This window comes from Microbacterium luticellae, assembly GCF_050408645.1.
Taxonomy (GTDB): Bacteria; Actinomycetota; Actinomycetes; order Actinomycetales; family Microbacteriaceae; genus Microbacterium.
This window is the reverse complement of sequence record NZ_JBNTKE010000001.1, coordinates 593,471-616,163: the sequence shown is the minus strand read 5'-3', so window position 1 is coordinate 616,163 and position 22,693 is coordinate 593,471. Positions and strand designations below refer to the sequence as shown.

Below are 22,693 nucleotides of genomic sequence, written 5' to 3'. Positions count from 1 at the left end.
CGCACGCAGAACCCTTGTAAACACGGGTCGAAACGAGGACAGTCACGCCGTTTCGGGGGAGCCGATTCCCCTCTCACGGCGGTAACGCGGGTTCGAATCCCGCTGGGGTCACATCGTGAAAGCCTCCGGATTTCCGGAGGCTTTCGTTGTTTCCCGCCGCGTTGTCGGTGCCTGGCGTTACTGCGTGTCGTGCCTGGTCGTTGTGGTGGTTGCGGCGGACTGACGTTTGCGATGGCGTTGCGCGTTGACGCGGTTCGCGCATGCGACGGAGCAGTATCGTCGTGATTGGTTGCGGGACTGGTCAAGGTAGTAGTCGTCGCACCGGTCGGCGGAGCAACGCTTGAGTGACGTCCACGTGTCGTCATCAATGAGTGCGGCAAGGCTTGCGGCGGCTTTCACCGTCATCTTGGCTACTGCATCGGCGTTGGTGCTGTGCAGGTGTAGGCCCCATCGTCCGTTCGCATCTGCAGACAGTGCCGGAGCGGCAGCGGCGTTGCGGAGTAACCCGTTGAGTATGTCGCTCGCTTCGGCAAGACCTGGCGCATCCAGTGCGGCTCGCAGTCGTGAGCACAGGTGAGCGACATTTGGGTCATCGGGGCTGGCCGGGGGCTCTTTTGGTATCACCGGCGCTCCCTGGCGAGCATTACTCACGCTGTTCGCCAGAGTGAGAGCAAGTTCGATGCCCTCATCGAAGTAGGTGGCCAATGATCGCATGGCTCGATGGTAGCGTAAGTGGCGTAACTGTTTTTGCCACTGACGGAGATGCGAATGCTTGTTGACCTCGAAACCGATGACCCTCGCTGGGACGAGGCACTGCCGGTCCTGCAAGAACTACGTACCGCACTCACTCCTGAGCTGCTTCACCAGGTGCTCACCGAAGGCGCACCGCAGGGTCTGCGATTCTCTGCCTGGTACGACGACGGGCGTTGTGTTGCGGTCGCAGGCTGGCGAGTCGTTGCCAACACCAGTGCGATCCGTAAGTTCTACGTCGACGACCTGTCGACAGCTCGGAGCAATCGATCACGCGGCTACGGTGCCGCGTTACTAGATGCCTTGACCAGCCGCGCCCGTGAGCTCGGCTGCTATCTCATCGAGCTTGACTCCGGCACTCAACGTCACGAAGCACACCGTTTCTACCTGCGCGAGCGAATGAACATCAACGCCTTCCATTTCAGCAAGGCGTTGTGACTCGGTGGCCGTGATGTCTCCGTCATGGCAAAGGCCGGCCTCTTCGGCGTCTGCCGCATCGACTGGGGCTTGCTCGCTGTCAGCTATGTAGCTGGCACCCTCACCCGGCGCGGCCGGTCACGACACGCCGTGGCGGTGCGCCACTGTACGGCGTGTCGTGACCGGCCGCGTTGTCGGTGCCTGGCGTTACGGCGTGTCGTGCCCGGTCGTCGAGCCGGTCGTCCCGACCGAGGCGCCCGTGGCCGTCGAGCTGGTCATCTCGCCCGAGGTGTTCGCGCCACCCGACGCACCCGCGCCACCCGCACCACCTACCGCCCGCTGGCGTTTGCGGCGTCGTGCTCGCACGACGAGCCAGACGAGGGTCCACACGATGGCGATGGGGATGAGCCAGGGGAGTGCGAAGCCGAGGGCGACGACGAGTCCGTTGAGGGTGGCGATGACGGTGTTCCAGCCGGTGGCGAGGCCGTTGGTGAAGCCGATGGGGTCGGCGGTGGCGGGGGTGCTGGTGCGGTTGAGTTCGACGGTGAGCGTTGACATGGCTACTTGGTCGCTCAGTGCTTTCAGTTGTTGTTCGTACGATTCGAGTTCGGCTTGCCGTTGGGCGAGTACCGATTCTGCTTCGACGAGGTCGGCGACGCTGCCCGATTGCGCCATGAGTTCAGTGAGTCGTTCGACCGATGCTCGTGCAGAATCAACCCGGGCTTGCAGGTCGATGCTCTGCATGGTGACGTCTTCTCGTTCGATCGACGACGAGGTCACGGTGCCAATGTCGCCGAGCGCCCCGGTGGTGCTTGTCATGCTGGTGGCGGGAATGCGGATGGTGATCCAGCCGCTGACCACTTCGGCGTCGGCATCCGGCACTGTTGCGCGGGAGTCACGTGAGGCAATCCGCTGTGCTTCTACGTAGCCGCCCTGTTCCTGTGCAAGTGCGGCGATGGTTTCGGCGCTGGCGGCAATGTCGTCAACGCGCAGTGTGACGGTTCCTGTTGTGATGATTTGGCGTTCGGCGGCGATATCGCTGGCCATGTCGGCGCCCATGTCGGCGGTGCCATCGGCAGCTCGCGATTCCTCCGAAGAGCTACGGGGTGGCACGGCGTAGTCTCCCGCCGAATCACTGCTGCTCAACGACATGCTGTTCATGACGATCGCCGGCGAGATGACAGCGCCCACAACAAAGGCTGCTGCGACCCCCAGGCCAACGGCCCATCCGCGCATGCGTCGACGGGGGCGACGCCCGGTCGCAACGTGCTGCGACCCAGTCATACGTCGTGCTGCGTCATCCGATGCGTCGATGCGCGCAAAAATGTTGTCTTCCATTGTTCGAATGCGTTCCTCATGGAGTTCGGGCAGAGCAGGGGCAGCATTACCGGGTATGGGTGCCGGCGTGGGTGTGCTGCCGGAGTGTGGTGTGCCGGATGCAGCAGTCATGGTGTCTCCGTCTCGTTGACCGTGGTCTCGTTGACCTTTTCGCGTAGGCGGCTGCGTACGCGCGAGAGGCGGTTGCGAACCTGCCCGTGGGTGAGTTGCAGAGTGTCGGCGGCGGCATCGTACGAGTAGCCTTCGCAGGCGCACAGCACAAAGATCTGCTGGTCGATATCGCTGAATCCGCGCAGTTCATCGATGATGCGTTCGGCCCAGTCGCGTGTGATAACGAGATCTGCGACATCAATGCTGTCGGCGAGTTCGTCGTCAACGGACTGTTCATTCTCGCGGGTGCGTGCGCGCTGCCGCATCCGGTTGGCAGTATGAAACCGACATATTGTTGCCAGCCACGGCAACAGTGAGTCGCCCGAAAGAAGGAGCCCTGGCAGTTTTCGCCACGCGGTGACAAAGGTCTCTTGAACGATTTCTTCGGCATCGGCGGGGGTTCGCACAATGCCGTACGCAATCCAGTACACCGGTGTGACATGCGCGCGGTAGAGCAGACGAAACGCCTGTTGGTCGCCGGATGCTGCACGCGTGACAAGTTCGGCATCGGTTGTCGTGGGTGGCATGGGGGTCCTCCTCAGCCTCTCACTTGTTAAGTGTCGGTACCCACGGAATCGTCTCAGATGTTCTCGAACTTTCTACAAAACCCTGTAACATCGTGCAGGCGAGGGGGAGTATCCCACACACATCGCACCCGTCATCACGGTGACCGTCGGAGGCCACCCGGGTGCGTGCCGCAGAAATGCGGGGGAGAGACTTTCGGTCACTATCGACCGCTCGAAAGGCCCCCGTGCATATTCCTCTCTGGTTCGAGATCACGGCTTATGTCGTGCTCAGCCTCATCCTTATTGGCGATCTTTTATTGGTCCGGATGCGGCCCCACATTCCTTCCACCCGAGAATCCACACTCTGGGTCGTCTTTTATGTCACACTCGCGGTGCTTTTTGCCGGGGCACTGTGGTGGGTGACCGATGTCGGCACGGCAGGAGAATTTCTCACTGGTTGGGCACTGGAATACAGCCTGTCGATCGACAACCTGTTCGTGTTCATTTTGATCATGGCGCAGTTCTCGGTGCCTCGACGCCTGCAACAAAACGTGCTCATGATCGGTATTTTGATCGCGCTGGTATTGCGTGGGCTGTTCATTATTGCCGGGGTCGCGATCATCGAGCACTTCTCGCCGGTGTTCTATATTTTTGGTGCGTTCTTAGTGTGGACCGCTATTCGACAGGTACTACCCGAAAAAGACGACGATGTCGAAAAGCAGAGCCTGATGGTTCGAGTGCTGCGCAGGTTTGTGCCGATCGCTGATTCTTATGACGGTAACCGGATGCGAACATCGGTCGACGGTGTTCGCATGTTCACGCCGCTCGTGCTGGTGTTCGTCACGATCGGCGTGACCGATCTGATGTTCGCGATCGACTCGATCCCCGCGATCTTTAGCATCACGCAGGATGGCTTCATTGTTTTCACCGCGAACATTTTTGCGCTGATGGGTCTTCGGCAGCTGTACTTTTTGCTCGGCAATCTGCTCGACAAGCTGCGATACCTCTCTTATGGCATCGCGGTGATCCTCGGATTTATCGGGATCAAATTGATTTTGCACGCTATGCACGTGAACGAACTGCCGTTTATTAACGGTGGTGAATCTATTGAGTGGGCACCCGAGATTCCGCTGTGGTTGTCGCTCGGTGTCATCGTGGTGGCGATGGTGGGGGCGACCGGAGCGAGTCTTATTGCCTCACAGCGTGACCAGAAGCGTGACAAAGCAGGGTCGCCGACAGGTGTAGACTGACGCGCATGCAGGCGGTGGCGCTTCTCCTTAGCAGCCGCGACGAGACCTCGATTAGGTAGGCCATCCTCGTCGCGGAGTTCCGCATGGGCCGTCCGCCGAATCTTTGGAGAAAGCGACAGATGACCACTGACGTAAATGCTGCACCGTCTCGCCCTCGTACCCTGGCAGAAAAACTATGGGACGACCACCTTGTTGTTAAGGGCGAAGACGGACAACCGGATCTGATTTATATTGACCTGCATCTTGTGCACGAGGTCACCAGCCCGCAGGCTTTTGATGGTCTGCGCGCCGAGGGGCGTCCGCTGCGTCGTACCGATCTCACGATTGCTACAGAAGACCACAACACACCCACGCTCGATATCGACAAGCCCATCGCCGACCTCACCAGTCGTACACAGATAGAAACGCTGCGTCGCAACGCAGAAGAGTTCGGTGTTCGGCTGCATCCACTCGGTGATGTCGAGCAGGGCATTGTGCACGTGATGGGCCCGCAGCTGGGCTTGACCATGCCCGGCATTACCGTGGTGTGTGGCGACTCGCACACGTCGACACACGGTGCTTTTGGTGCGATGGCCTTCGGCATTGGTACGAGCGAGGTCGAGCATGTCATGGCCACGCAGACACTGCCGCTGAAACCGTTTAAGACGATGGCCATCAACGTTGACGGCGAACTCAAGCCCGGCGTCACCGCAAAAGACATCATTTTGGCTGTGATCGCCAAGATCGGCACGGGCGGCGGCCAGGGATACGTGCTCGAGTACCGCGGCAGCGCCATTCGCGCCCTCTCGATGGAGGGGCGCATGACGATCTGCAATATGTCGATCGAGGCTGGCGCCCGCGCCGGTATGGTTGCACCCGACGAAACAACCTTTGAGTATGTCAAGGGGCGCCCGCATGCACCGAAGGGTGCCGACTGGGATGAAGCGGTTGCCTACTGGCGCACGCTGCCCACCGATGAAGGCGCGGTTTTTGACGCCGAAGTGTTCATCGACGCCAATGAGCTCGAGCCTTTTGTCACGTGGGGCACGAACCCGGGCCAGGGCCGTTCGTTGTCGTCGAGCGTGCCGCATCCGGAAGAATTTTCTGACCCGAATGCACAGGCTGCCGCCCAGCGCGCGCTCGAATATATGGACCTTGCTCCCGGCACGCCGCTGAAAGACATTGCGGTCGACGCGGTGTTTATGGGGTCGTGCACCAACAGCCGCATAGAAGACCTGCGCGCATTCGCCTCGATCATTGAGGGCCGCAAGAAAGCCGACGGCGTTCGCGTCATGGTCGTACCAGGGTCTGCCCGGGTGCGTCTTGAAGCTGAAGCCGAGGGCATCGATAAGATCGTGACCGATTTCGGTGCCGAATGGCGTTTCGCAGGCTGCTCGATGTGTCTAGGGATGAACCCCGACCAGTTGGCTCCCGGCGAGCGCTGCGCATCCACATCGAACCGAAACTTTGAGGGACGCCAGGGCAAGGGTGGCCGCACGCACCTGGTCTCGCCGCTGGTTGCCGCCGCTACCGCTGTGCGAGGCACGCTATCGAGCCCGAGCGACCTGGAGGGGAGCATCTGATGGAAAAGTTCACAACACACACGGGTGTGGCTGCACCGTTGAAGAGATCGAACGTCGACACCGACCAGATCATCCCGGCTGTTTACCTCAAGCGCGTAACCAAAACCGGTTTTGACGACGCGCTGTTCTCGGCGTGGCGTCAAGATCCCGATTTTGTGCTCAATCACGACGCATTTCGCCATGCGAGCGTGCTTGTTGCCGGGCCTGACTTCGGTACCGGATCAAGCCGGGAACATGCCGTGTGGGCACTGCGTGACTATGGGTTCCGGGTTGTGCTCAGCCCGCGCTTCGCCGATATTTTTCGCGGAAACTCCGGCAAGCAGGGGCTGCTCACCGGCGTCATCACAGAAGACGACCTCGAAGCGATCTGGGCAGTCATTGATGCCGAGCCGGGTGTCGAGATGACGGTTGATCTTGTTGAGCGCACAGCAACCATCGGAAGCCTCCAGGTGCCCTTCGAAATCGATGACTACACTAGGTGGCGGCTCCTCGAGGGGCTCGATGACATCGGGCTCACGCTGCGCAACGAAGAAGCAATCGCGCAGTTCGAGGCCCGCCGCGCACCGTGGCGGCCACGTACACTGCCTGTGGCGTGAGCAAGGGGAAAGAATTGTTCCCCCGCGGCACAACCGCGATCCCCTGATGAAGTGAGGCCCTTGTATGACGACAACCGCGCGCGAAACCCGTTCCGGAGCCGTCTCAGCACCGCGAGGTGACGTACTAACGATCCGTGGAGGCCGACCCCTCGACGGGCGAGTAGATGTCAAAGGTGCGAAGAACCTAGCCACAAAAGCGATGGTGGCGACGCTGCTCGGTGAGACCGTCAGCACGCTGCGCGATGTGCCGGCCATCAGCGATGTCGCCGTTGTGCGCTCGCTTCTTGAGGTACACGGTGTGCGAGTGAGCGACGGCGACGAACCGGGCGCTCTGGTCTTTGACCCGAGTGATGTCGAATCGGCCCACTTTGAGCAGATCGATGCGCATGCGGGTGCCTCACGTATCCCGATTCTTTTCTGTGGCCCGTTGCTGCACCGTCTGGGTCAGGCGTTTATTCCTGACCTGGGCGGATGCCGCATTGGTGACCGCCCGATTGACTTTCACCTCGACGCGCTGCGCAAATTTGGTGCCGTGGTCGAGAAGCTTCCCAGCGGCATCCGTCTCTCAGCACCTGATGGCCTGCGCGGGGCGAACATCCACCTGCCATACCCGAGCGTGGGTGCTACCGAGCAGGTACTGCTGACCGCCGTGCGTGCAAAGGGCGAGACAGAGCTGCGTAACGCGGCCATCGAACCCGAAATCATGGACCTCATCGCGGTGCTGCAAAAAATGGGCGCGATTATTTCTTATGAGCCCAACCGCGTGATTCTTATCGAGGGTGTCGAAACGTTGCGCGGCTACGACCATCGTTCGATTTTTGATCGCAACGAGGCAGCGTCGTGGGCAAGCGCGGCACTGGCCACCGACGGCGAGATTTTTGTGGGCGGCGCACGCCAGCAAGAAATGCTCACGTTCTTGAACGTGTTCCGCAAGGCGGGCGGCTGGTTCGATGTGCAAGAAGACGGCATTCTCTTCCGCCGCGAAGGCGAGTTGCATCCGGTGATTGTCGAAACCGATGTGCACCCCGGATTCATGACCGACTGGCAGCAGCCGCTGGTGGTTGCGCTCACCCAGGCACATGGTCGATCGATTGTGCACGAAACTGTGTATGAGAACCGCATGGGCTTTACCGACGCACTCGTCAAGATGGGTGCCGATATTGTTGTTCACCCGCATGGCCTGCAAGATGGCCCTCGTCGTGTGCCGCGCCGTGACCTGGAACAGGCCGCTGTTATTACGGGGCCCACACCGCTGCACGGAGCAAACATTGTTGTTCCCGACCTGCGGGGTGGTTACAGCCACGTGATTGCCGCACTTACAGCGCAGGGAGAATCAACCGTATCGGGCGTTGATATTTTGAGCCGCGGCTATGAAAAGTTCCTCGACAAACTCGAAGTCTTAGGCGCCGACTTCGACGTCATCGGATAAGCCATGCCGGCCTGGTCATCCGAAAAGGCCCGGCCGGGGTTGTTTTGGCCTCTGGCAGCCCTCGTCGTTCCTCCTGTATCACTGCTTGCCCGCATCGAGCGCGGTGGTGCTGAGCATCTGCCCCGGAAGGGTGCATTTGTGCTCGCGCCCAACCACTACTCTGAGTTTGATCCGTTGATCGTTGCTGTCGCCGTATGGAAAATGGGGCGGCTGCCGCGGTTCATGGCTAAAGAGAGTCTGTTTCGCGTTCCCGTGGTCGGCTGGGTGCTCAAGCACACCGGAATGGTGCCTGTGGCACGCAGTGCTTCGGCCAGCAGTGCCCGGCAGACTCTGCAGCAGTCAGAAGAACTGGTCAAGCACGGCCGCGGCGTCATTGTGTATCCGGAAGGGTCGCTCACACGCGATCCCGACCTGTGGCCTATGCGTGGAAAGTCGGGGGCCGTACGTTTGGCTCTCGAGGGAAATATTCCGCTGATCCCCATGGCCCAGTGGGGAACCCAGCAGATCATGGGCCGATATGGCAAGGGCATAAAGCTGTGGCCATGGCGGCGCCGCGTGCAGGTGCTTGTCGGCCCACCGGTCAACATCGACGACCTGCGGGGCCGCGGTAACGATCGTGCTGTTATTAATGAGGCCACAGAGCGGTTGATGACGGCGATTACTGCTCTTCTGGAAGAATTGCGTGAAGAAAAAGCGCCGCCCGTGCGCTGGAACCCTCATGACCACGGCCAGAAGGAGACCGGACGCCTTGAGCCGTAGAGTATCTTCCGCAAAACAGCGCGTCACCGTTATCGGTGCCGGCAGCTGGGGCACGACCTTTGGCAAGATACTGGCCGACGGCGGCGCCCAGGTGACCATGTGGGCCAGACGGCCCGAGCAGGCACAAGAAATTGCCGAGGCCAAAAGAAACTCGCAGTATCTGCCGGGTATCAACCTGCCTCGAACCATGACGGCCACCCACCACCTGGCACAGGCACTCGACAGCGCCGACCAGATATATCTGTCGGTGCCCAGCCAGTCGCTGCGAGAAAATCTGAAGGCGCTGCGACCGATTCTCTCAGCCAGCGATGCCCCCATCATCAGCCTCATGAAGGGTGTCGAGCGGCGCACAGGGCAGCGAATGAGTCAGGTTATTGAGCAGGAGCTCCGCTGCGACCCAGCGCGTATAGCGGTAGCATCCGGTCCCAACTTGGCTCTCGAGATCGCCCGCGAGCAGCCCACCGCCGCGGTGATTTCTTCGCACGACCTCGAAACAGCCGAGCTCGTCGCGCGAACCGTGCGCAACAACTATTTTCGTAGCTTTGTGAACACCGATGTTCCCGGCACAGAATTTGGTGGCGTGCTCAAAAACTTGATTGCGGTAGCTATCGGCATCGTCGATGGCGTGGGCTATGGCGAGAACACCAAGGCCGCGATTATTACCCGCGGGCTCGTAGAAATGACCGACTTTGCTGTGGCCTACGGTGCGCAGCCCGAAACCATGCACGGCCTCGCAGGACTCGGCGACCTTATTGCCACGTGCCAATCGCCCCTGAGCCGAAACAATACGGCCGGGCGGCTCTTGGGGCAGGGATACAGCTACCAAGACGTGGTCAAACAAATGCACCAGACCGCAGAAGGGCTGGCGTCTGTGGCGCCCATCTTGCAGCTGGCGCACGAGGCCGACGTACACATGCCTATTGTTGAACAGGTAAAAATGGTGCTCGATGGCACTCTTCCTCCGCGCGACATTGCGCCGCATCTGACGACCGACGACGACACCCCGCAGGGTGAGAGGACCAACAATGGACAAGCAAGCGGTGGTAGTGCTCTTCGGCGGGCGTTCCAGCGAACACTCGATCAGTTCCGCAACGGCGGGCGGGGTACTGCGGGCCATTAACCGCGACCGCTACCGGGTGATACCCGTCGGCATCACCCGCGAAGGGGCTTTTGTTCTCGAAGAAGACAACCCCGACAAGTTTCCGCTCGACGCAGAACACCTGCCCGAAGTCGTCGACAACGGCACGCGTGTGCTGTGGCCTGAGCCGGGCGGCGAAGCAACCCTGCGGGTGATAGCCACCGACAACACCGTGCGGTCGCTGGGCCCGATCGACGTTGTTCTTCCGCTGCTGCACGGCACCCACGGTGAAGACGGCACCATCCAGGGCTTTTTCGACACGCTCGGTATCGCCTATGCCGGTGGGGGAGTACTCGACTCGGCGCTGTGTCTCGACAAACACTTTATGAAGATGGCTCTGCAGGCCGAGGGTATTGCCGTGGCACCGTGGGTGACCGTGCGTGCGCAGGAATGGGAAGACGACCCGGATGCCGTGCGCGCGGCGACCGTGCAGCTTGATCTGCCGGTTTTCGTGAAACCTGCCCGCGCAGGTTCGAGCGTGGGTGTTTCGCGCGTGAGCGGGCTTGCCGAACTTGATGAGGCACTGCGTATCGCTTTTGCTGAAGACGACAAGGTGCTGATCGAAACAGGGATCACGGGCCGTGAGATCGAGGTCGCGATTCTTGAGACTGCAGAGGGCGTGCGGGCCTCGGTACCGGGCGAGATTGTGCTGACCGAGCGCGGTTTTTACGACTTTGAGGGCAAATATCTTGGTGGTGACGGCGTTGATGTCGTGTGCCCCGCTTCACTCGCTCGCGAAGAGGCCGAGGCGATTCAGCGGATTGGTGTTGCAGCGTTTCACGCCGTTGATGGTCGTGGCTTGGCTCGCGTCGACATGTTTCTCACACCCGAGGGCACGCTCATCGTCAATGAGCTGAACACGATGCCCGGGTTCACACCGATTTCTATGTACCCGAAGTGCTGGGTGGCATCCGGCCTGAGCTACACCGACCTGATTACCGAACTTATTCAGACGGGGCTTCGTCGGCAGCAATACAGCGCGCATCGGTAGGCAGCCGACCGACAGCAGACGTGAGCCGGTCGAGCACCGAGTCGGCGCTGATAACGCTCGAGTTCACCGTTACCTGCACGGCAGGAGTACGCCCATACGTGGTGATGCGCAGCCATGGCCGATCTTCGGAGTCAACCAGCCAGTCAACACCACCAAATGTGACGCACTGCAGAGTGCTGGGCCCGGGCGGTTCGACACCGCAGCGCAGGTATACCGACTCGGGGTCGCCCCAGGCGCCCGTGGCTTGTGCGTTGGTCCAGCGCCGCTGTTGCGGTTCTGATCCGCCCACGCTCTCAAAAGATTTGGGTAGGCGCACCGACACTTCGGCGCACAGGGGATTGTTGGCATCGGCGGCAGGTTCGAGCGCAACGGTACCGGCGCCGCATCCGGTAAGAATGGTGGCGGCAGCAAGCACAAGGCCGATCAGGCCATAGCGACGAAAACGGGGCATGCATCCAGGCTACCTTTGGTGCATGACCCATTCTGCATCGCCCGACGACCCGCGGCTCAGTGAGATCTCTGAGGGCACCGTTTTGCGTACGATTTTGCAGAGAACACCGGATGCCGCTGCCGCGCTGATTGGCCCGGGCGATGACGCAGCACTCATCTCGGCAGCTTCGGGCGCGGTTGTTGCCACGACCGATACTCTCGTGCACGGCCCTGATTTTCGGCTCTCGTGGTCCAGTGGTTTCGATCTGGGGTGGAAGGCGGCCGCCGTCAACCTTGCTGATGTTGCGGCGATGGGCGCGCGGCCGACTGCGCTGCTGGTGGCATTGGCGGTGCCGGGCGAGATTCGGTTGTCGTTTGTGGCACAGCTCGCTGATGGACTGCGCGAGGCCTGCGCGGCGCTGGCTCCCGGATGCTCGGTGGTGGGCGGCGACCTTACGATCTCGGACACTCTCATGATCGCTGTGACGGCGCTCGGCGACCTTGAGGGGCGTGCGGCTGTTACTCGGGGTGGTGCTCAGGCCGGTGATGCCGTGGCACTGTGTGGCGACATGGGAGTGGCGGCTGAGGGACTGCGGCTGCTTTTTGAACGGTATGGTCGGGCGCAGCATCCGGGATCTTTAGACGACGCAGAGTGGACGACCGACGAACTGCGGGCGGTCATGGCACAGCTGCGGCCCGATCCGCCCATCGCTGCGGGACCGCATGCGGCACGGGCGGGGGCGACAGCCATGATGGATGTCTCGGACGGCCTGGCGCTGGATGCACATCGGCTCGCCGAGGCCTCGCACGTGACGATCAACTTTGACAGCGCGGCTCTGGGGCCGCAACCGCAGCGTGCCCTGGCGGGCGGCGAAGATCACGCACTGCTGGCCACTTTTGCTCCGGATGCTGTGCCCGACGGTTTTCGTGTGATCGGCCGGGTGCGTGAACGCGGCGAACACGGCATTCTGTGCGACGGTGCGCCGATTGATGCCGCCGGGTGGGATCCCTATCGCGACGCGGAATCGGCGGAGTCGACGGGCAGCACGGGGTCGACGGGAAGCACGGAGTCGACGGGAAGCACGGCGTCGACGCGCGGCTGAGCCCACCACAGGGCCGTGTCGCCATACGATCGGTGGCGATATTTTTCGAGCCCCGCGGCGTCCCATTCGGGTTCTGCAGCTCGCGAGGCACGCTCAATAATCACCAGCGCATCGGGCGAGAGCAGGGGAGACAGCGCCACGAGGTCACCGGCCAGGTCGGTGTCAGAAATATCGTACGGCGGGTCGCAAAACACGAGGTCGTAAGGGCCGGTGGCACGGCCCAAAAAGCCGCGCACCGAGCTCTCATGCACGTGTGCGGCATCCGGTGCTTGCAGTGCGCGAGTAACAAGACGCATGTTTTCTCGAGCGATACCGGCCGCTGCCCGCGCTTTTTCGACCATGTCGATGCTGGCAGCGCCACGGCTGAGGGTTTCTAAAGCGAGGGCTCCCGAACCCGCATAAAGATCGAGCACCCGCGCGCCGTCAATAATGTTTTCTGTTTCTAAAGAAGCAAAAAGTGACTCACGAACCCGGTCGCTGGTCGGCCTGGTGCCCGCTTTGGGTACGCGTAACCGGATGCCACCTGCCCGCCCAGCAATGATTCTTGTCACGGCAACACACTAGCCGCTCACGGGACGGACGGTGGTGCGGGCTGCGGTGTCGGGGCTCGTGCCTAGACTTTGTTTATGCCCATTGGTCTGGATGACAACCTTGCTGCGGTCATTGGCGTTAAACCTGCCCAGACTCTCGAGCGCGCTTTTGGCATGCACGACGTTGGCGACCTGCTGGCGCATTATCCGCGCCGTTACGCGAGCCGTGGTGAACTCACCCCCATATTTGATCTGCCGGTAGGAGAACAGGCGACCATTGTTGCCGAGGTGGTATCGGCGTCGATTCGTGAAATGCGTCAGCGGCGCGGGGCCATGCTCGAGGTGACGATTGGTGACGGCCGAGGGCGGATGAACCTCACGTTTTTTGGCAAGAGCCGGTACGCCCTCGAATGGCGTGTGAATGAGCTTCGCCCGGGCAGGCGCGGTGTTTTCTCGGGCAAGGTGGGCAAATATCGTGACAGCCTGCAGTTTGCGCACCCGCAGTACGAACTCTTTGACGACGAAGAATCGGCCCGCACCCACGCCGACGAAGCGGTCATAACACCCATACCGCTCTATCCGGCCACGTCGACCATCGCCAGTTGGCAGCTGCAGAAAATTATTGGTGACGTGCTGGATCGCCTCGGCGACGTGCCCGACCCGCTGCCGCCGGATATTCGCCGCGAGCACCGGATGCTGCAGGCCCGCGCCGCGCTCGAAGCGATCCACCGGCCCCGCACCCGAGACGACATATCACCGGCCATTCGTACGCTGCGTATGCACGAGGCGCTCGTGTTGCAGACGGCGCTACTGCAGCAGCGAGCAGACGTGCAGGCACTTGCCGCACGGGCGCGGCCCGCGGCATCCGGTGGTCTTCTCGAACAGTTCGACCACGCACTGGCATTTACTCTCACGCCCGACCAGCAGCAGGTGGGTGCAACGATCGCTGCCGACCTGGTGGGCGATTCACCCATGAACAGGCTTGTGCAGGGCGAGGTGGGCTCGGGTAAAACACTTGTGGCTGTGCGCGCCATGCTGCAGGTGGCTGAGTCGGGCGGTCAGGCAGCACTCATCGCACCGACCGAAGTGTTAGCGGCCCAACATTTGCGTTCCATTACCCGAATGCTGGGGCCCAACCTTTCTGCCGAACTCATGCCCACTCTGCTCACCGGCCAGTTGTCGGCAGCCGATCGGCGCAGGGCGGCACTGCGCGTTGCCGCAGGCCAATCCCGCATCGTGATCGGTACGCACGCACTGCTGGGCGAGCGCACAACATTCGCCGATCTGGCGCTTGTTGTGGTCGACGAACAGCACCGGTTTGGTGTGGAGCAGCGCGAGGCACTGCGAGCCAAAGGCAAAAACCCGCACGTTCTTGTGCTCACCGCCACCCCGATTCCGCGCACCGTTGCGATGACGGTGTTCGGTGACCTCGACACGTCGGTGATCCGCACCCTGCCTGCTGGGCGCGCCGGCATACAAACATTTGTCGCGCCGCTGGCGGAGCATCCGGCATGGTTTGTGCGGGTGTGGGAGCGCGCGGCAGAAGAAATAGCGCAGGGCCGCCAAGTTTTCGCCGTGTGCGCGGCGATCGACACCGACAAAAACTTGCGAGAAGAAAACTCTGACCCCGTCGTCGATAGCGACGCAGCCGGTGAAGAAACTGAGGGGCGAAAGGGGCCTCGCTGGGGTGTGGTTCAGCTACTCGAATTGCTCTCGACGCACCCCGTGCTGGGCAAGCACCGTCTTGCCGCACTGCACGGCAGCATGACATCGGACGAAAAAGACGCCGTTATGCAGTCCTTTGCGCGCGGCGAGATTGATCTCGTCGTGGCAACCACCGTGATCGAGGTGGGTGTTGACGTGCCCAACGCCTCGACCATGATCGTGATGGACGCCGACCGCTTTGGCGTATCGCAACTGCACCAGCTGCGCGGTCGCGTCGGTCGCGGCAGTGTTCCGGGTCTATGCCTTCTGGTGACCGAGGCCGAAACGGGTAGCCCCGCACGAGAACGTGTCGATGCCGTGGCTGGCACAACAGATGGTTTTGCGCTCGCCGAGGTTGATCTCGAACTGCGCGGCGAGGGCGATGTTTTAGGGGCTGCACAGGCCGGAGCCCGGTCGTCACTCAAGCTTTTGCGCGTGGTAAAAGACGCCGATGTCATTGAGCAGGCGCGAACACTTGCCGAACACATTCTTACCGGCGACCCTGAGCTTCGCGAGCACACCGGGCTGGCCCTGGCGATTGCGCGCCGGGTGAGCGAAGCCGATCGTGCGGCGCTGGCAAAAAACTAGATTGTTCCGGATGCTGCTTTTCGACGACGTTCGTGTGTGCAGTTTTCTGGTGTGCGGCCAGTACAAAGAAACTCGGCGATAGGGTGGGTGGCATGAGTAGTCGGATCGCCGTTGTCCCGGGGTCTTTTGACCCGCCCACGCTGGGTCACCTCGACGTGATTCGTCGCGCAGCGGCGCTGTACGACGAACTGCACGTACTCGTGGTGCATAACCCTGACAAGGCAGCGATGCTGCCGATTGCCCAGCGCCTGACGCTGCTCGAAGAATCGATTGCTCAGGCCGGAGTGGCCGGCAACATTATTGTCGGTTCGTGGAGCATGGGTTTGTTGGTCGACTATGCCCGTGACGTTAATGCCGGGGTGCTGGTAAAAGGCATTCGCTCGCAGATTGATGTGTCGTATGAGTCACCCATGGCGATTGTGAACAAGCATCTGGCCGATATCGAGACCGTATTTTTGCTTACCGACCCGGCACACGCCATGGTTTCCAGTTCTCTTGTGCGGCAGGTTGCGGCACTCGGCGGCGATGTCTCGGCGTTTGTGCCTACCGTCGTAGCTGAGTTTCTCGACACCGGTGCACGCGATATCTAATCGCTCACTCAGGCGCCGCTCAGCGGCAGCGCCGATAGGATGACGTGGTGAAGAACCGACTGAATGGCCCATTTGTTGTGCCTGTGCGCGAGATCGTGCGGCTTCCTGGCCAGATGCGGGAGCACGAACTCTCGGTACCCATTCGTGAACGCTGGGGCGAAGGCATTGTTTCGGTAGAACAGGGAACAACCGTTGATGTCGACGTACGTTTAGAGTCCGTCCACGAAGGTATTCTCGCTACCGGCGAAGCCGATACTCGTTACGATGGCGAGTGCGGGCGATGCCTGCGTGCCGTGTCTGAGCCTGTCGAAGTCGAATTCCAAGAACTTTTCGCATATCCTGGAGAAGAAGCGAGTGACTTCGAGGTTCAAGACGACCACGTGGATCTTGAAACTCTTGTCCGGGATGCGGTCGTATTATCGCTCCCGTTTCAACCGGTGTGCGAGCCGGATTGCCCCGGTCTCGATCCTGAGACCGGTGAGCGTTTCGATTCGTCCGCTAGCAAGGAGACCGCGGCACCCATCGATCCTCGATGGAGCGCGCTCCAGCAGATTATTGACCAAGGGAGCACGGCAGAAGACCGTGACTCCACCAACACAGAAGGTAGTTAGGCATGGCCGGTAACCCCCCGAAGCGCAAGCTTTCACGCTCGAACACTCGCTCGCGTCGCGCGCAGTGGAAGGCCGAAGCGCCTGCACTGGTAAAGACCGTGGAGAACGGCAAGGTTGTTTACAGCCGTCCCCACCAGGCAAAGGTGGTCACTGACTCGCAGGGCACTGAGCTGTTCCTCGAGTACAAGGGCCGCAAAGTCGCCGACATCTAAGCGACACACGCGACCATGACCGACGTCTCAGGGGAAGGCGCCGGGCTGTCTGAGCGACTCGGTGTCGATATCGATGCCGAGTTGCTTTCGCGTGCCCTCACTCATCGCTCCTTTGCGTATGAGAACGGCGGTATTCCGCACAACGAACGTCTCGAGTTTCTGGGAGACTCAGTGCTCGGGCAAGCGGTAACCGTCATGCTGTACACCACCCAACCCGATCTGGACGAGGGCGAGTTAGCGAAGCGCCGCGCCAGCGTTGTTTCTACCGTGGCGCTGGCCGAGGCTGCCCGCGGTATTGGGCTTGGTGAGTACCTGTTACTGGGCCGCGGTGAAGAACAGACCGGCGGCCGCGATAAAGACTCCATCTTGGCCGACACGATGGAGGCCGTTATTGGTGCTGTCTATTTGTCGGCCGGGCAAGATGCTGCCACCGACCTGGTTTTGCGGTTGACTCAACCGCTGTTAGAAGATCCGGAACGGTATGGCGCTGCTATTGACCCCAAGACGAGTCTGCAAGAGATTGCTGCTCGTTTAAGTTTTGACCCGCCGCGCTATTCGGTGCAGTCGTCGGGCCCCGATCATGATCGTCGGTTTACGGCGACGGTTGTTGTGGGTGACCTATCGCAGACGGGCGTGGGAACAAGTAAGAAGACAGCAGAAATGGCTGCGGCTCTGAGCGCATGGCATGTGCTGAGCGACCGTGCCTGAGCTTCCTGAAGTTGAGGTTGTTCGCCTTGGGTTAGCGCCCGCACTGGTGGGAGCGACCATAACTGCGGTGAGCGTTTTTGATGAGCGGTCACTGAAACGCCATGTTGGCCCCGCTGCTGATTTTGTTGAGCGCCTTGAGGGTGCCGATATTGACGCGGTGGTTCGACGAGGCAAATTTTTGTGGATGCCGATTCGGGGCCGGGCTGAAGCGATCGTTGGCCATTTGGGGATGAGCGGGCAGTTACTGTTGCGCATGCCCGATGTGCACGGCGATAAGCATGAGCGTATTCGGCTGGATATTCGGCATCCGGACCATGATCGTTTAAGCATTGTTTTTGCTGACCAGCGTATTTTTGGGTCGCTCGCTGTTGATGCTCTTGTTGAGACCGGTGATGGTTGGGCGGCAGGGCACGGTTCGGCATCGACACTTGTGCCCACGCAGGTGGCGCACATTGCGCGGGACGCTCTTGACCCTGGCTTTGATGACGACGCGTGGGTCGCGGCGGTTCGGCGACGCCGCAGCGCCATCAAACGCGTGCTACTTGACCAGACTCTGGTGAGCGGCATCGGCAACATTTATGCCGACGAAGCACTGTGGGCGGCACGTATTCACCCCGAAACCGAAGCACAACATCTAACGCCGAGGGCACTGCGACGCCTGCTCGCCGAAGTACGAGCCGTGCTTCATAAAGCACTCGCCGAGGGCGGCACCAGCTTCGACGCCCAATACGTGAACGTGAATGGCGAGGCCGGTTATTTTGCGCACTCGCTCAATGCCTATGGCCGCGGGGGAGAGCCGTGCCCGCGCTGCGGGTCTTCGATCAAGCGCGTCCCGTTTGCGGGGCGGTCGTCCCATTTCTGCACGAGGTGTCAGCGACGGCGGTGATGGTTTTGGGAGCGAGGGGCGTGTGCTGAGCATGGAGCTGCTCGCCTGGTCCCCAACGTGACTCATCATCGGTGACATTGGATTTGAACACGCGAAGATAATACGGCTGCAACGATCATTCTCTCGTTCCGAACCATTGTGTTCATCTTGTACAACTAGTACCATTTAGGCATGACTTCCGTGACGCTTTCCCAGTTCCGCAAGCAGCAGAGCGACTACATTGCGGCTGCGCAGCGTGAACCCGTTGAAATTACATCTCGTGGCGTGGGGCGTCGCGCGGTGGTGGTGTCGCCGGAATTTTATGATCGTGCGATCGAAGCACTGGAAGACCTCGCGGACATTCGTGCGGCTGAGGTGGCACGGGGTGAACCCGCCATCTCGTTCGATGATCTTGTTGACGAGCTCGGGCTGTAGCAGAGCTGTCGATGGCGTATCGCATCACCATCACTTCTTCGGCCGCGAAGGTCTTTCGTAAGATGCATCCGCAAGCAGCGAAGCGGCTTAAAGAAGCGATCTTTGCGCTTGCTGATGAGCCGCGCCCTGCCGGGAGTCTGAAGTTGAGTGGTGGCGCTGGTGAAATGCGCATCCGCGTTGGTGACTACCGCATCGTGTACGAGATTGTTGACGATGAATTGATCCTTCTCGTTCTGCGCGTCGGGCACCGTCGTGAGATCTATCGTTGAAACGAGCGTTGACCTTGTATCGATTGCTGGGCTACTGAGATTCGGGCATGGGACATGTCGCAAGCGATTAACATGTCATTCCCTTTCGAGGGTGACTGGCTGGTTCAGCACAGCCCTGCGAACCGCGTGCCGAGTCACGGTACTGAATTGTTCGCCTCGTCGTATGCAATTGACTTCGTTCCTGTATCGCGCAGGCGTACTGCGCCCTTCACAATTCGCTCGATGTTCCGTTCAGAGAGCCCGGAGCTGTTCCCTGGGTTCGGTCGCCCTATCCTCGCGCCCGTAGAGGGCATAGTCGTCGCAGCCCATGATTGTGAACCCGACCACGACGCGTATCGCGGGCTGCCATCGATCAGGTACGCGTTGACGCAGCGGCGGCGGGTTGCAGCGGGGTGGTCAGCGCTCGCGGGTAATCACATTTTCATCGCTCACGAGGGCGCGGTCGTGGCGCTGTGCCATTTGCATCAGGGTTCTGCGACTGTGAGGCCGGGCCAGCGTGTGCAACGGGGCGACGTAGTTGGGCACTGCGGGAACTCGGGCAATAGCACTGAGCCGCATGTTCATGTGCAAGCGTTCAGAGGAGATGATGTTCGAGGTGCAAACGCTGTGCCTCTGCTGTTCAACGGGGTGCTCCCTCAAAATGGGGATATCGTCACAGGTCTTCTTCCCGGATAGCGAGAACCGGAGCCGTCATTCGCCGCTCCTGAACCAAGAGCGGTCATGTTCGGACACTGCCGGGTGTCAACATAGATAACTGTGGGAGTTGACTACTTCGCACATTCCCTCAACGCCTATGGACGCGGGGGAGAGACGTGCCCGCGCTGCGGTGCTTCAATCAAGCGCGTCCCGTTTGCTGGGAGGTCGTCCCATTTCTGTCCGAGCTGCCAGCGGCGGCGGCGAGACGTGTTGATAACTTCGTTCGACTTTACCAATTATTGGCATACTCGCCCCATGGCAACCAATACCTCGGTCAGCTTGGATGACCATTTCACGGAATTCGTCGCACGGGAGGTCGAGAGCGGGCGTTACCGGTCTGCGAGCGAGGTGGTGCACGCGGGGTTGAGACTGCTCGAAGATCGCGAAACTCAGATGCGGGCTCTGCGAGAAGCGCTCGTTGCCGGCGAAGCGGGTGGTGTCCCCGAGCCGTTTGATTTCGACGAATTCATTGCCGCGAAGAAATCGTGAGCATTCATCCGTATCTTGCATCAGTGAATGGATCCGAGTAAACACTTCTAGCGTTCAGTGCAGTATCGGTTGCATCCGAATATGAACGTGTCTAAGTGCTGTTCATGAACCGGTCGTCACATTTTGCCCGCGGCGCCAGCGAGAGCGCACTTCGTCGTCGCCGGTTCGACGGTTACCGCTGGAACACCAGCAGTGCGTCGGCGACAAGATCGTGGGGGAGTCGGTCCCAGTTGATTTCTACGGTGCCGACCGCGGTCAGGTGACGACTGAGTACATCATGGCAGGCCTGGATGAGCCGGGTCGTGTGGTTCATGTGGTGGATGTCGGCGACATTCCACACCACATATCCGCCCGGTTTCACAGCCCGCGCGCACTGGGCTGCGACCAGACCGAGCTCGGCAAGGTAGCGATCATAATCGCCGCCGTCAGTTTCGTAGGCCATCAGCGGGTCGGCCTCGTGGTGCGTTGCCGTCATGTACGGCGGGGAACAAAGAACCAGGTCAATACCGGCATCCGGAACATTATTAATCAGCCGCAACAGTTCGCGGGCGTCGCCCTCAACAACCCGAGCCTGCGGCACACGCGCGGCAATATATTCCACACGTTCGGGTAGCAGCTCGATCCCGAGAGCGCGACGGCCGAGAGCGACGGCTCGTGCCAGTGTCGTACCAAACCCGGCGAACGGGTCGAACACCACGCCACCGACTGGGCTACACGCGTGAATGACCTCGTCGACCACCGACTGCAGCATGTGCACGCTCTCGTCCGCTCCCGGCGGGTGCTCGTGAACAAACTGTGCATGCGTGGCATCGAGCCGAGCAGGCAAAGGTAAGGGCATGAGTCGAAGCGTACAGTGCGAGTGCGTCTATCCATCGTTCACGCCCCGCATCGGGTGGTGCATGATAGTTCGTGGCAGCCGCCAGACCTCAGGGAGGAACACGCTGTGACCATGCCATCCGACCTCGCAGGTCCACCGCACGAACGCACTCCTATACCCGAGAGTCTGCGAGGGGCACTCGAGTCGTGGGGCCTGGGCTCTGCTCACCTGCGCCCGGTGTGGCAAAACAGCATGGGCGGGTTGACATTTGCGGTCGCGCCGGGTGGTGCGCAGCATCCGGTTGACTATTACGCAAAATGGAATCCGCTCACCACGGGCGAGTCACTAGCAGACGAAGCAGAACGACTGGCATGGCTTGCTGGAAAGCATCCGGCTCCGCAGGTTGTGGCATTGACTTCGGATGCCGCAGGCGAAGTGCTACTCACCCATGCCCTGGCCGGTGACTCTGCTGTCTCTGCGCGGTGGCAGCACGAACCAGAAACGGCACTGCGTGCACTAGGGCACGGCCTGAGACAGCTGCACGAGGTCGCAATCGACCAGTGCCCTTACAGTTGGCGAGTCGAAGAACGGCAGCGTCACGCCACAACCACAGCAGTGGTGGGGGCCGAACCTCCCAGCATCGACAAGCTCGTGCTGTGCCAGGGCGACCCGTGCGCACCCAATACTCTGATCGACCCCGAGGGGGAATTTCTGGCACACGTTGATCTTGCGCGGCTCGGAGTCGCAGACCGTTGGGCCGACCTGGCAGTGATGTCGATGTCGCTCGAATGGAACTATCGCGACTACGACGAACAAGTATTTTGGGACGCCTACGGAATCGACCCCGATCGTGAACGCCTCGCCTACTACCGTGACCTGTGGAACGCGGAGGAATGACACGCTGCTCAGCCATAGTCAGCACTTCGGCGCTCGCAGCCCGTGCCTGGGTGCGGGTTACCGCACGGGGCGAGCGACCTCACAGATGATGGTTGACAGCACCTGCGGGTTGGTGAAAGGAATATCGTGCGCCGACCCGGGGACCACAACGAGACGACTATTCTTCGCTGCTTCGTGCGTGGCCCGTGCGGAGCGCACCATGAGGCCCCGTTCTTTCTCGCCCACGACGACACGCACAGCCCCAGGGTATGCGCTCCAACCATCGGGAATCACGAAACGGATATTCTCGCCGACACTGTTGACAACCGTTTCGCTCGAAAGGCGACCGCTATCGCGAACGTACTCATCGATGAGTGCGGCCGGGACTGCAAGTGCCTGCGCTTGCGCCCGAGCGAACCAACGGAACCTGGCGAGGGGGAGGAAGATTTTTATGAGCGCGAGCGTTGCCCGCGGCATCCGGGTGGGGATCGTTTCGCCGCTGACAATCACCGCGCTCTTAACAAGCTGGGGAAAACTGCTCGCAAGAGATAGTGCAAGCTGTGCTCCTAACGAAAACCCGACCACATGAACGCCATCCGGATGCGCCGCTCGTATCCACTGCGCGAGTTCGTGCGTGGTCGAGTCGTGACTGCGATAGGTTTCGTGTGCGCGTGCGCCGTGCCCCGGCAGGTCGAGCATGACCGGTGTGATCGACGGGTCGAGAAAACCCGTGAGCGGCCTCCACATCCAGCAAGAAACACCTCCGCCATGCAAAAAGAGCACGGGAGACGCTGCGGGATCAGAGGAGGGTTGCACATTCGTGACCCTACCGGAAGCCTGCGTTACCGTGACCGCGACGATGGTGGCCATAGTGTGGCGGTTCCA

The 22,693-nt window shown here is 60.8% G+C and carries 27 protein-coding genes and 1 pseudogene; 21 read left to right on the top strand and 7 right to left on the bottom strand.

Features of this window, described 5'->3' with window-relative positions; genetic code table 11:
• Positions 1–177: 177 nt before the first annotated feature.
• Positions 178–714, bottom strand: coding sequence for a CGNR zinc finger domain-containing protein (locus tag ACQUSW_RS03045; RefSeq protein ID WP_428930780.1), 537 nt, complete (start codon positions 712–714; stop codon positions 178–180).
• 54 nt (positions 715–768) lie between these two features.
• Here ACQUSW_RS03045 and ACQUSW_RS03040 point away from each other — a divergent pair, with 54 nt between their 5' ends.
• Positions 769–1,188, top strand: a complete 420-nt coding sequence (locus tag ACQUSW_RS03040; protein WP_428930779.1) for a GNAT family N-acetyltransferase — start codon at positions 769–771, stop codon at positions 1,186–1,188.
• A gap of 186 nt (positions 1,189–1,374) precedes the next feature.
• Here the strand turns inward: ACQUSW_RS03040 and ACQUSW_RS03035 are convergent, their stop codons facing one another.
• Together ACQUSW_RS03035 and ACQUSW_RS03030 are read right to left on the bottom strand one after the other, a co-directional pair.
• The gene (locus ACQUSW_RS03035; protein ID WP_428930778.1) at positions 1,375–2,616 is read right to left on the bottom strand and encodes a DUF4349 domain-containing protein; all 1,242 of its coding nucleotides are present in this window, start codon (positions 2,614–2,616) and stop codon (positions 1,375–1,377) included.
• Positions 2,613–3,182, bottom strand: a complete 570-nt coding sequence (locus tag ACQUSW_RS03030) for an RNA polymerase sigma factor (RefSeq protein WP_428930777.1) — start codon at positions 3,180–3,182, stop codon at positions 2,613–2,615. The genes ACQUSW_RS03035 and ACQUSW_RS03030 overlap by 4 nt, the downstream gene beginning before the upstream one ends.
• Before the next feature lie 224 nt (positions 3,183–3,406).
• Between ACQUSW_RS03030 and ACQUSW_RS03025 the strand changes: the two genes are divergently transcribed.
• The 7 genes from ACQUSW_RS03025 (at position 3,407) to ACQUSW_RS02995 (ending at position 10,886) form a co-directional block, all read left to right on the top strand.
• A complete protein-coding gene (locus tag ACQUSW_RS03025; protein WP_428930776.1) occupies positions 3,407–4,411 on the top strand; it encodes a TerC family protein in 1,005 nt (334 codons plus the stop codon).
• A 119-nt stretch (positions 4,412–4,530) separates the two neighbouring features.
• Positions 4,531–5,973, top strand: a complete 1,443-nt coding sequence (gene leuC / locus ACQUSW_RS03020; RefSeq protein ID WP_428930775.1) for a 3-isopropylmalate dehydratase large subunit — start codon at positions 4,531–4,533, stop codon at positions 5,971–5,973.
• Positions 5,973–6,569 carry a 3-isopropylmalate dehydratase small subunit gene (gene leuD / locus ACQUSW_RS03015; RefSeq protein ID WP_428930774.1) on the top strand — a complete coding sequence of 199 codons (597 nt, stop codon included), beginning with the start codon at positions 5,973–5,975 and terminating at the stop codon, positions 6,567–6,569. The genes leuC and leuD overlap by 1 nt, the downstream gene beginning before the upstream one ends.
• 64 nt (positions 6,570–6,633) lie before the next feature.
• Positions 6,634–7,998, top strand: a complete 1,365-nt coding sequence (gene murA, locus ACQUSW_RS03010; protein ID WP_428930773.1) for a UDP-N-acetylglucosamine 1-carboxyvinyltransferase — start codon at positions 6,634–6,636, stop codon at positions 7,996–7,998.
• A 3-nt stretch (positions 7,999–8,001) separates the two neighbouring features.
• Complete coding sequence (locus ACQUSW_RS03005) at positions 8,002–8,757, top strand: lysophospholipid acyltransferase family protein (protein ID WP_428930772.1); 756 nt, start codon at positions 8,002–8,004, stop codon at positions 8,755–8,757.
• On the top strand, positions 8,747–9,877 hold the full coding sequence (locus tag ACQUSW_RS03000) for an NAD(P)H-dependent glycerol-3-phosphate dehydrogenase (protein ID WP_428930771.1): 1,131 nt from the start codon (positions 8,747–8,749) through the stop codon (positions 9,875–9,877). The genes ACQUSW_RS03005 and ACQUSW_RS03000 overlap by 11 nt, the downstream gene beginning before the upstream one ends.
• Entirely contained in the window at positions 9,783–10,886 is a 1,104-nt protein-coding gene (locus ACQUSW_RS02995) for a D-alanine--D-alanine ligase family protein (RefSeq protein WP_428930770.1), read from the top strand. The genes ACQUSW_RS03000 and ACQUSW_RS02995 overlap by 95 nt, the downstream gene beginning before the upstream one ends.
• On the opposite strand, the gene ACQUSW_RS02990 is transcribed toward ACQUSW_RS02995, so the two are convergent.
• Positions 10,840–11,337: a DUF3515 family protein gene (locus tag ACQUSW_RS02990; protein WP_428930769.1), complete on the bottom strand. Its 498-nt coding sequence runs from the start codon at positions 11,335–11,337 to the stop codon at positions 10,840–10,842. The genes ACQUSW_RS02995 and ACQUSW_RS02990 overlap by 47 nt on opposite strands.
• A 22-nt stretch (positions 11,338–11,359) precedes the next feature.
• Here ACQUSW_RS02990 and thiL point away from each other — a divergent pair, with 22 nt between their 5' ends.
• Positions 11,360–12,418 carry a thiamine-phosphate kinase gene (gene thiL / locus ACQUSW_RS02985; protein ID WP_428930768.1) on the top strand — a complete coding sequence of 353 codons (1,059 nt, stop codon included), beginning with the start codon at positions 11,360–11,362 and terminating at the stop codon, positions 12,416–12,418.
• Here the strand turns inward: thiL and rsmD are convergent.
• Positions 12,325–12,969, bottom strand: coding sequence for a 16S rRNA (guanine(966)-N(2))-methyltransferase RsmD (gene rsmD, locus ACQUSW_RS02980; RefSeq protein WP_428930767.1), 645 nt, complete (start codon positions 12,967–12,969; stop codon positions 12,325–12,327). The two genes, thiL and rsmD, sit on opposite strands and share 94 nt — an antisense overlap.
• Positions 12,970–13,044: 75 nt before the next feature.
• Here rsmD and ACQUSW_RS02975 point away from each other — a divergent pair, with 75 nt between their 5' ends.
• The 11 genes and pseudogenes from ACQUSW_RS02975 (at position 13,045) to ACQUSW_RS02925 (ending at position 20,115) form a co-directional block, all read left to right on the top strand.
• Entirely contained in the window at positions 13,045–15,240 is a 2,196-nt protein-coding gene (locus ACQUSW_RS02975; protein ID WP_428930766.1) for an ATP-dependent DNA helicase RecG, read from the top strand.
• Positions 15,241–15,332: 92 nt separating this feature from the next.
• The gene (gene coaD / locus ACQUSW_RS02970) at positions 15,333–15,830 is read left to right on the top strand and encodes a pantetheine-phosphate adenylyltransferase (RefSeq protein WP_428930765.1); all 498 of its coding nucleotides are present in this window, start codon (positions 15,333–15,335) and stop codon (positions 15,828–15,830) included.
• Between the two features lie 59 nt (positions 15,831–15,889).
• Positions 15,890–16,441 (top strand): YceD family protein, encoded by a 552-nt coding sequence (locus ACQUSW_RS02965; protein WP_428931267.1) that lies wholly within the window; start codon positions 15,890–15,892, stop codon positions 16,439–16,441.
• Between the two features lie 2 nt (positions 16,442–16,443).
• Positions 16,444–16,653 carry a 50S ribosomal protein L32 gene (gene rpmF / locus ACQUSW_RS02960; RefSeq protein ID WP_428930764.1) on the top strand — a complete coding sequence of 70 codons (210 nt, stop codon included), beginning with the start codon at positions 16,444–16,446 and terminating at the stop codon, positions 16,651–16,653.
• A 15-nt stretch (positions 16,654–16,668) separates the two neighbouring features.
• Positions 16,669–17,361, top strand: a complete 693-nt coding sequence (gene rnc / locus ACQUSW_RS02955; protein WP_428930763.1) for a ribonuclease III — start codon at positions 16,669–16,671, stop codon at positions 17,359–17,361.
• Positions 17,354–18,247: a bifunctional DNA-formamidopyrimidine glycosylase/DNA-(apurinic or apyrimidinic site) lyase gene (gene mutM / locus ACQUSW_RS02950; RefSeq protein WP_428930762.1), complete on the top strand. Its 894-nt coding sequence runs from the start codon at positions 17,354–17,356 to the stop codon at positions 18,245–18,247. Before rnc ends, mutM begins: the two co-directional genes overlap by 8 nt.
• Before the next feature lie 171 nt (positions 18,248–18,418).
• The gene (locus ACQUSW_RS02945) at positions 18,419–18,661 is read left to right on the top strand and encodes a type II toxin-antitoxin system Phd/YefM family antitoxin (RefSeq protein WP_428930761.1); all 243 of its coding nucleotides are present in this window, start codon (positions 18,419–18,421) and stop codon (positions 18,659–18,661) included.
• Between the two features lie 11 nt (positions 18,662–18,672).
• On the top strand, positions 18,673–18,930 hold the full coding sequence (locus tag ACQUSW_RS02940; protein ID WP_428930760.1) for a type II toxin-antitoxin system RelE family toxin: 258 nt from the start codon (positions 18,673–18,675) through the stop codon (positions 18,928–18,930).
• A 54-nt stretch (positions 18,931–18,984) separates the two neighbouring features.
• Positions 18,985–19,605: a M23 family metallopeptidase gene (locus ACQUSW_RS02935; protein WP_428930759.1), complete on the top strand. Its 621-nt coding sequence runs from the start codon at positions 18,985–18,987 to the stop codon at positions 19,603–19,605.
• A 93-nt stretch (positions 19,606–19,698) separates the two neighbouring features.
• Positions 19,699–19,827: pseudogene (locus ACQUSW_RS02930) on the top strand (zinc finger domain-containing protein); the annotation flags it as partial.
• A 54-nt stretch (positions 19,828–19,881) separates the two neighbouring features.
• Positions 19,882–20,115 carry a type II toxin-antitoxin system ParD family antitoxin gene (locus ACQUSW_RS02925; RefSeq protein ID WP_428931266.1) on the top strand — a complete coding sequence of 78 codons (234 nt, stop codon included), beginning with the start codon at positions 19,882–19,884 and terminating at the stop codon, positions 20,113–20,115.
• Between the two features lie 172 nt (positions 20,116–20,287).
• Here the strand turns inward: ACQUSW_RS02925 and ACQUSW_RS02920 are convergent, their stop codons facing one another.
• The gene (locus tag ACQUSW_RS02920; RefSeq protein WP_428930758.1) at positions 20,288–20,953 is read right to left on the bottom strand and encodes a DNA methyltransferase; all 666 of its coding nucleotides are present in this window, start codon (positions 20,951–20,953) and stop codon (positions 20,288–20,290) included.
• A gap of 111 nt (positions 20,954–21,064) precedes the next feature.
• Between ACQUSW_RS02920 and ACQUSW_RS02915 the strand changes: the two genes are divergently transcribed.
• Complete coding sequence (locus ACQUSW_RS02915) at positions 21,065–21,829, top strand: phosphotransferase (protein WP_428931265.1); 765 nt, start codon at positions 21,065–21,067, stop codon at positions 21,827–21,829.
• A gap of 57 nt (positions 21,830–21,886) precedes the next feature.
• On the opposite strand, the gene ACQUSW_RS02910 is transcribed toward ACQUSW_RS02915, so the two are convergent.
• Positions 21,887–22,678 carry an alpha/beta fold hydrolase gene (locus ACQUSW_RS02910; RefSeq protein ID WP_428930757.1) on the bottom strand — a complete coding sequence of 264 codons (792 nt, stop codon included), beginning with the start codon at positions 22,676–22,678 and terminating at the stop codon, positions 21,887–21,889.
• Between the last annotated feature and the right edge of the window lie 15 nt (positions 22,679–22,693).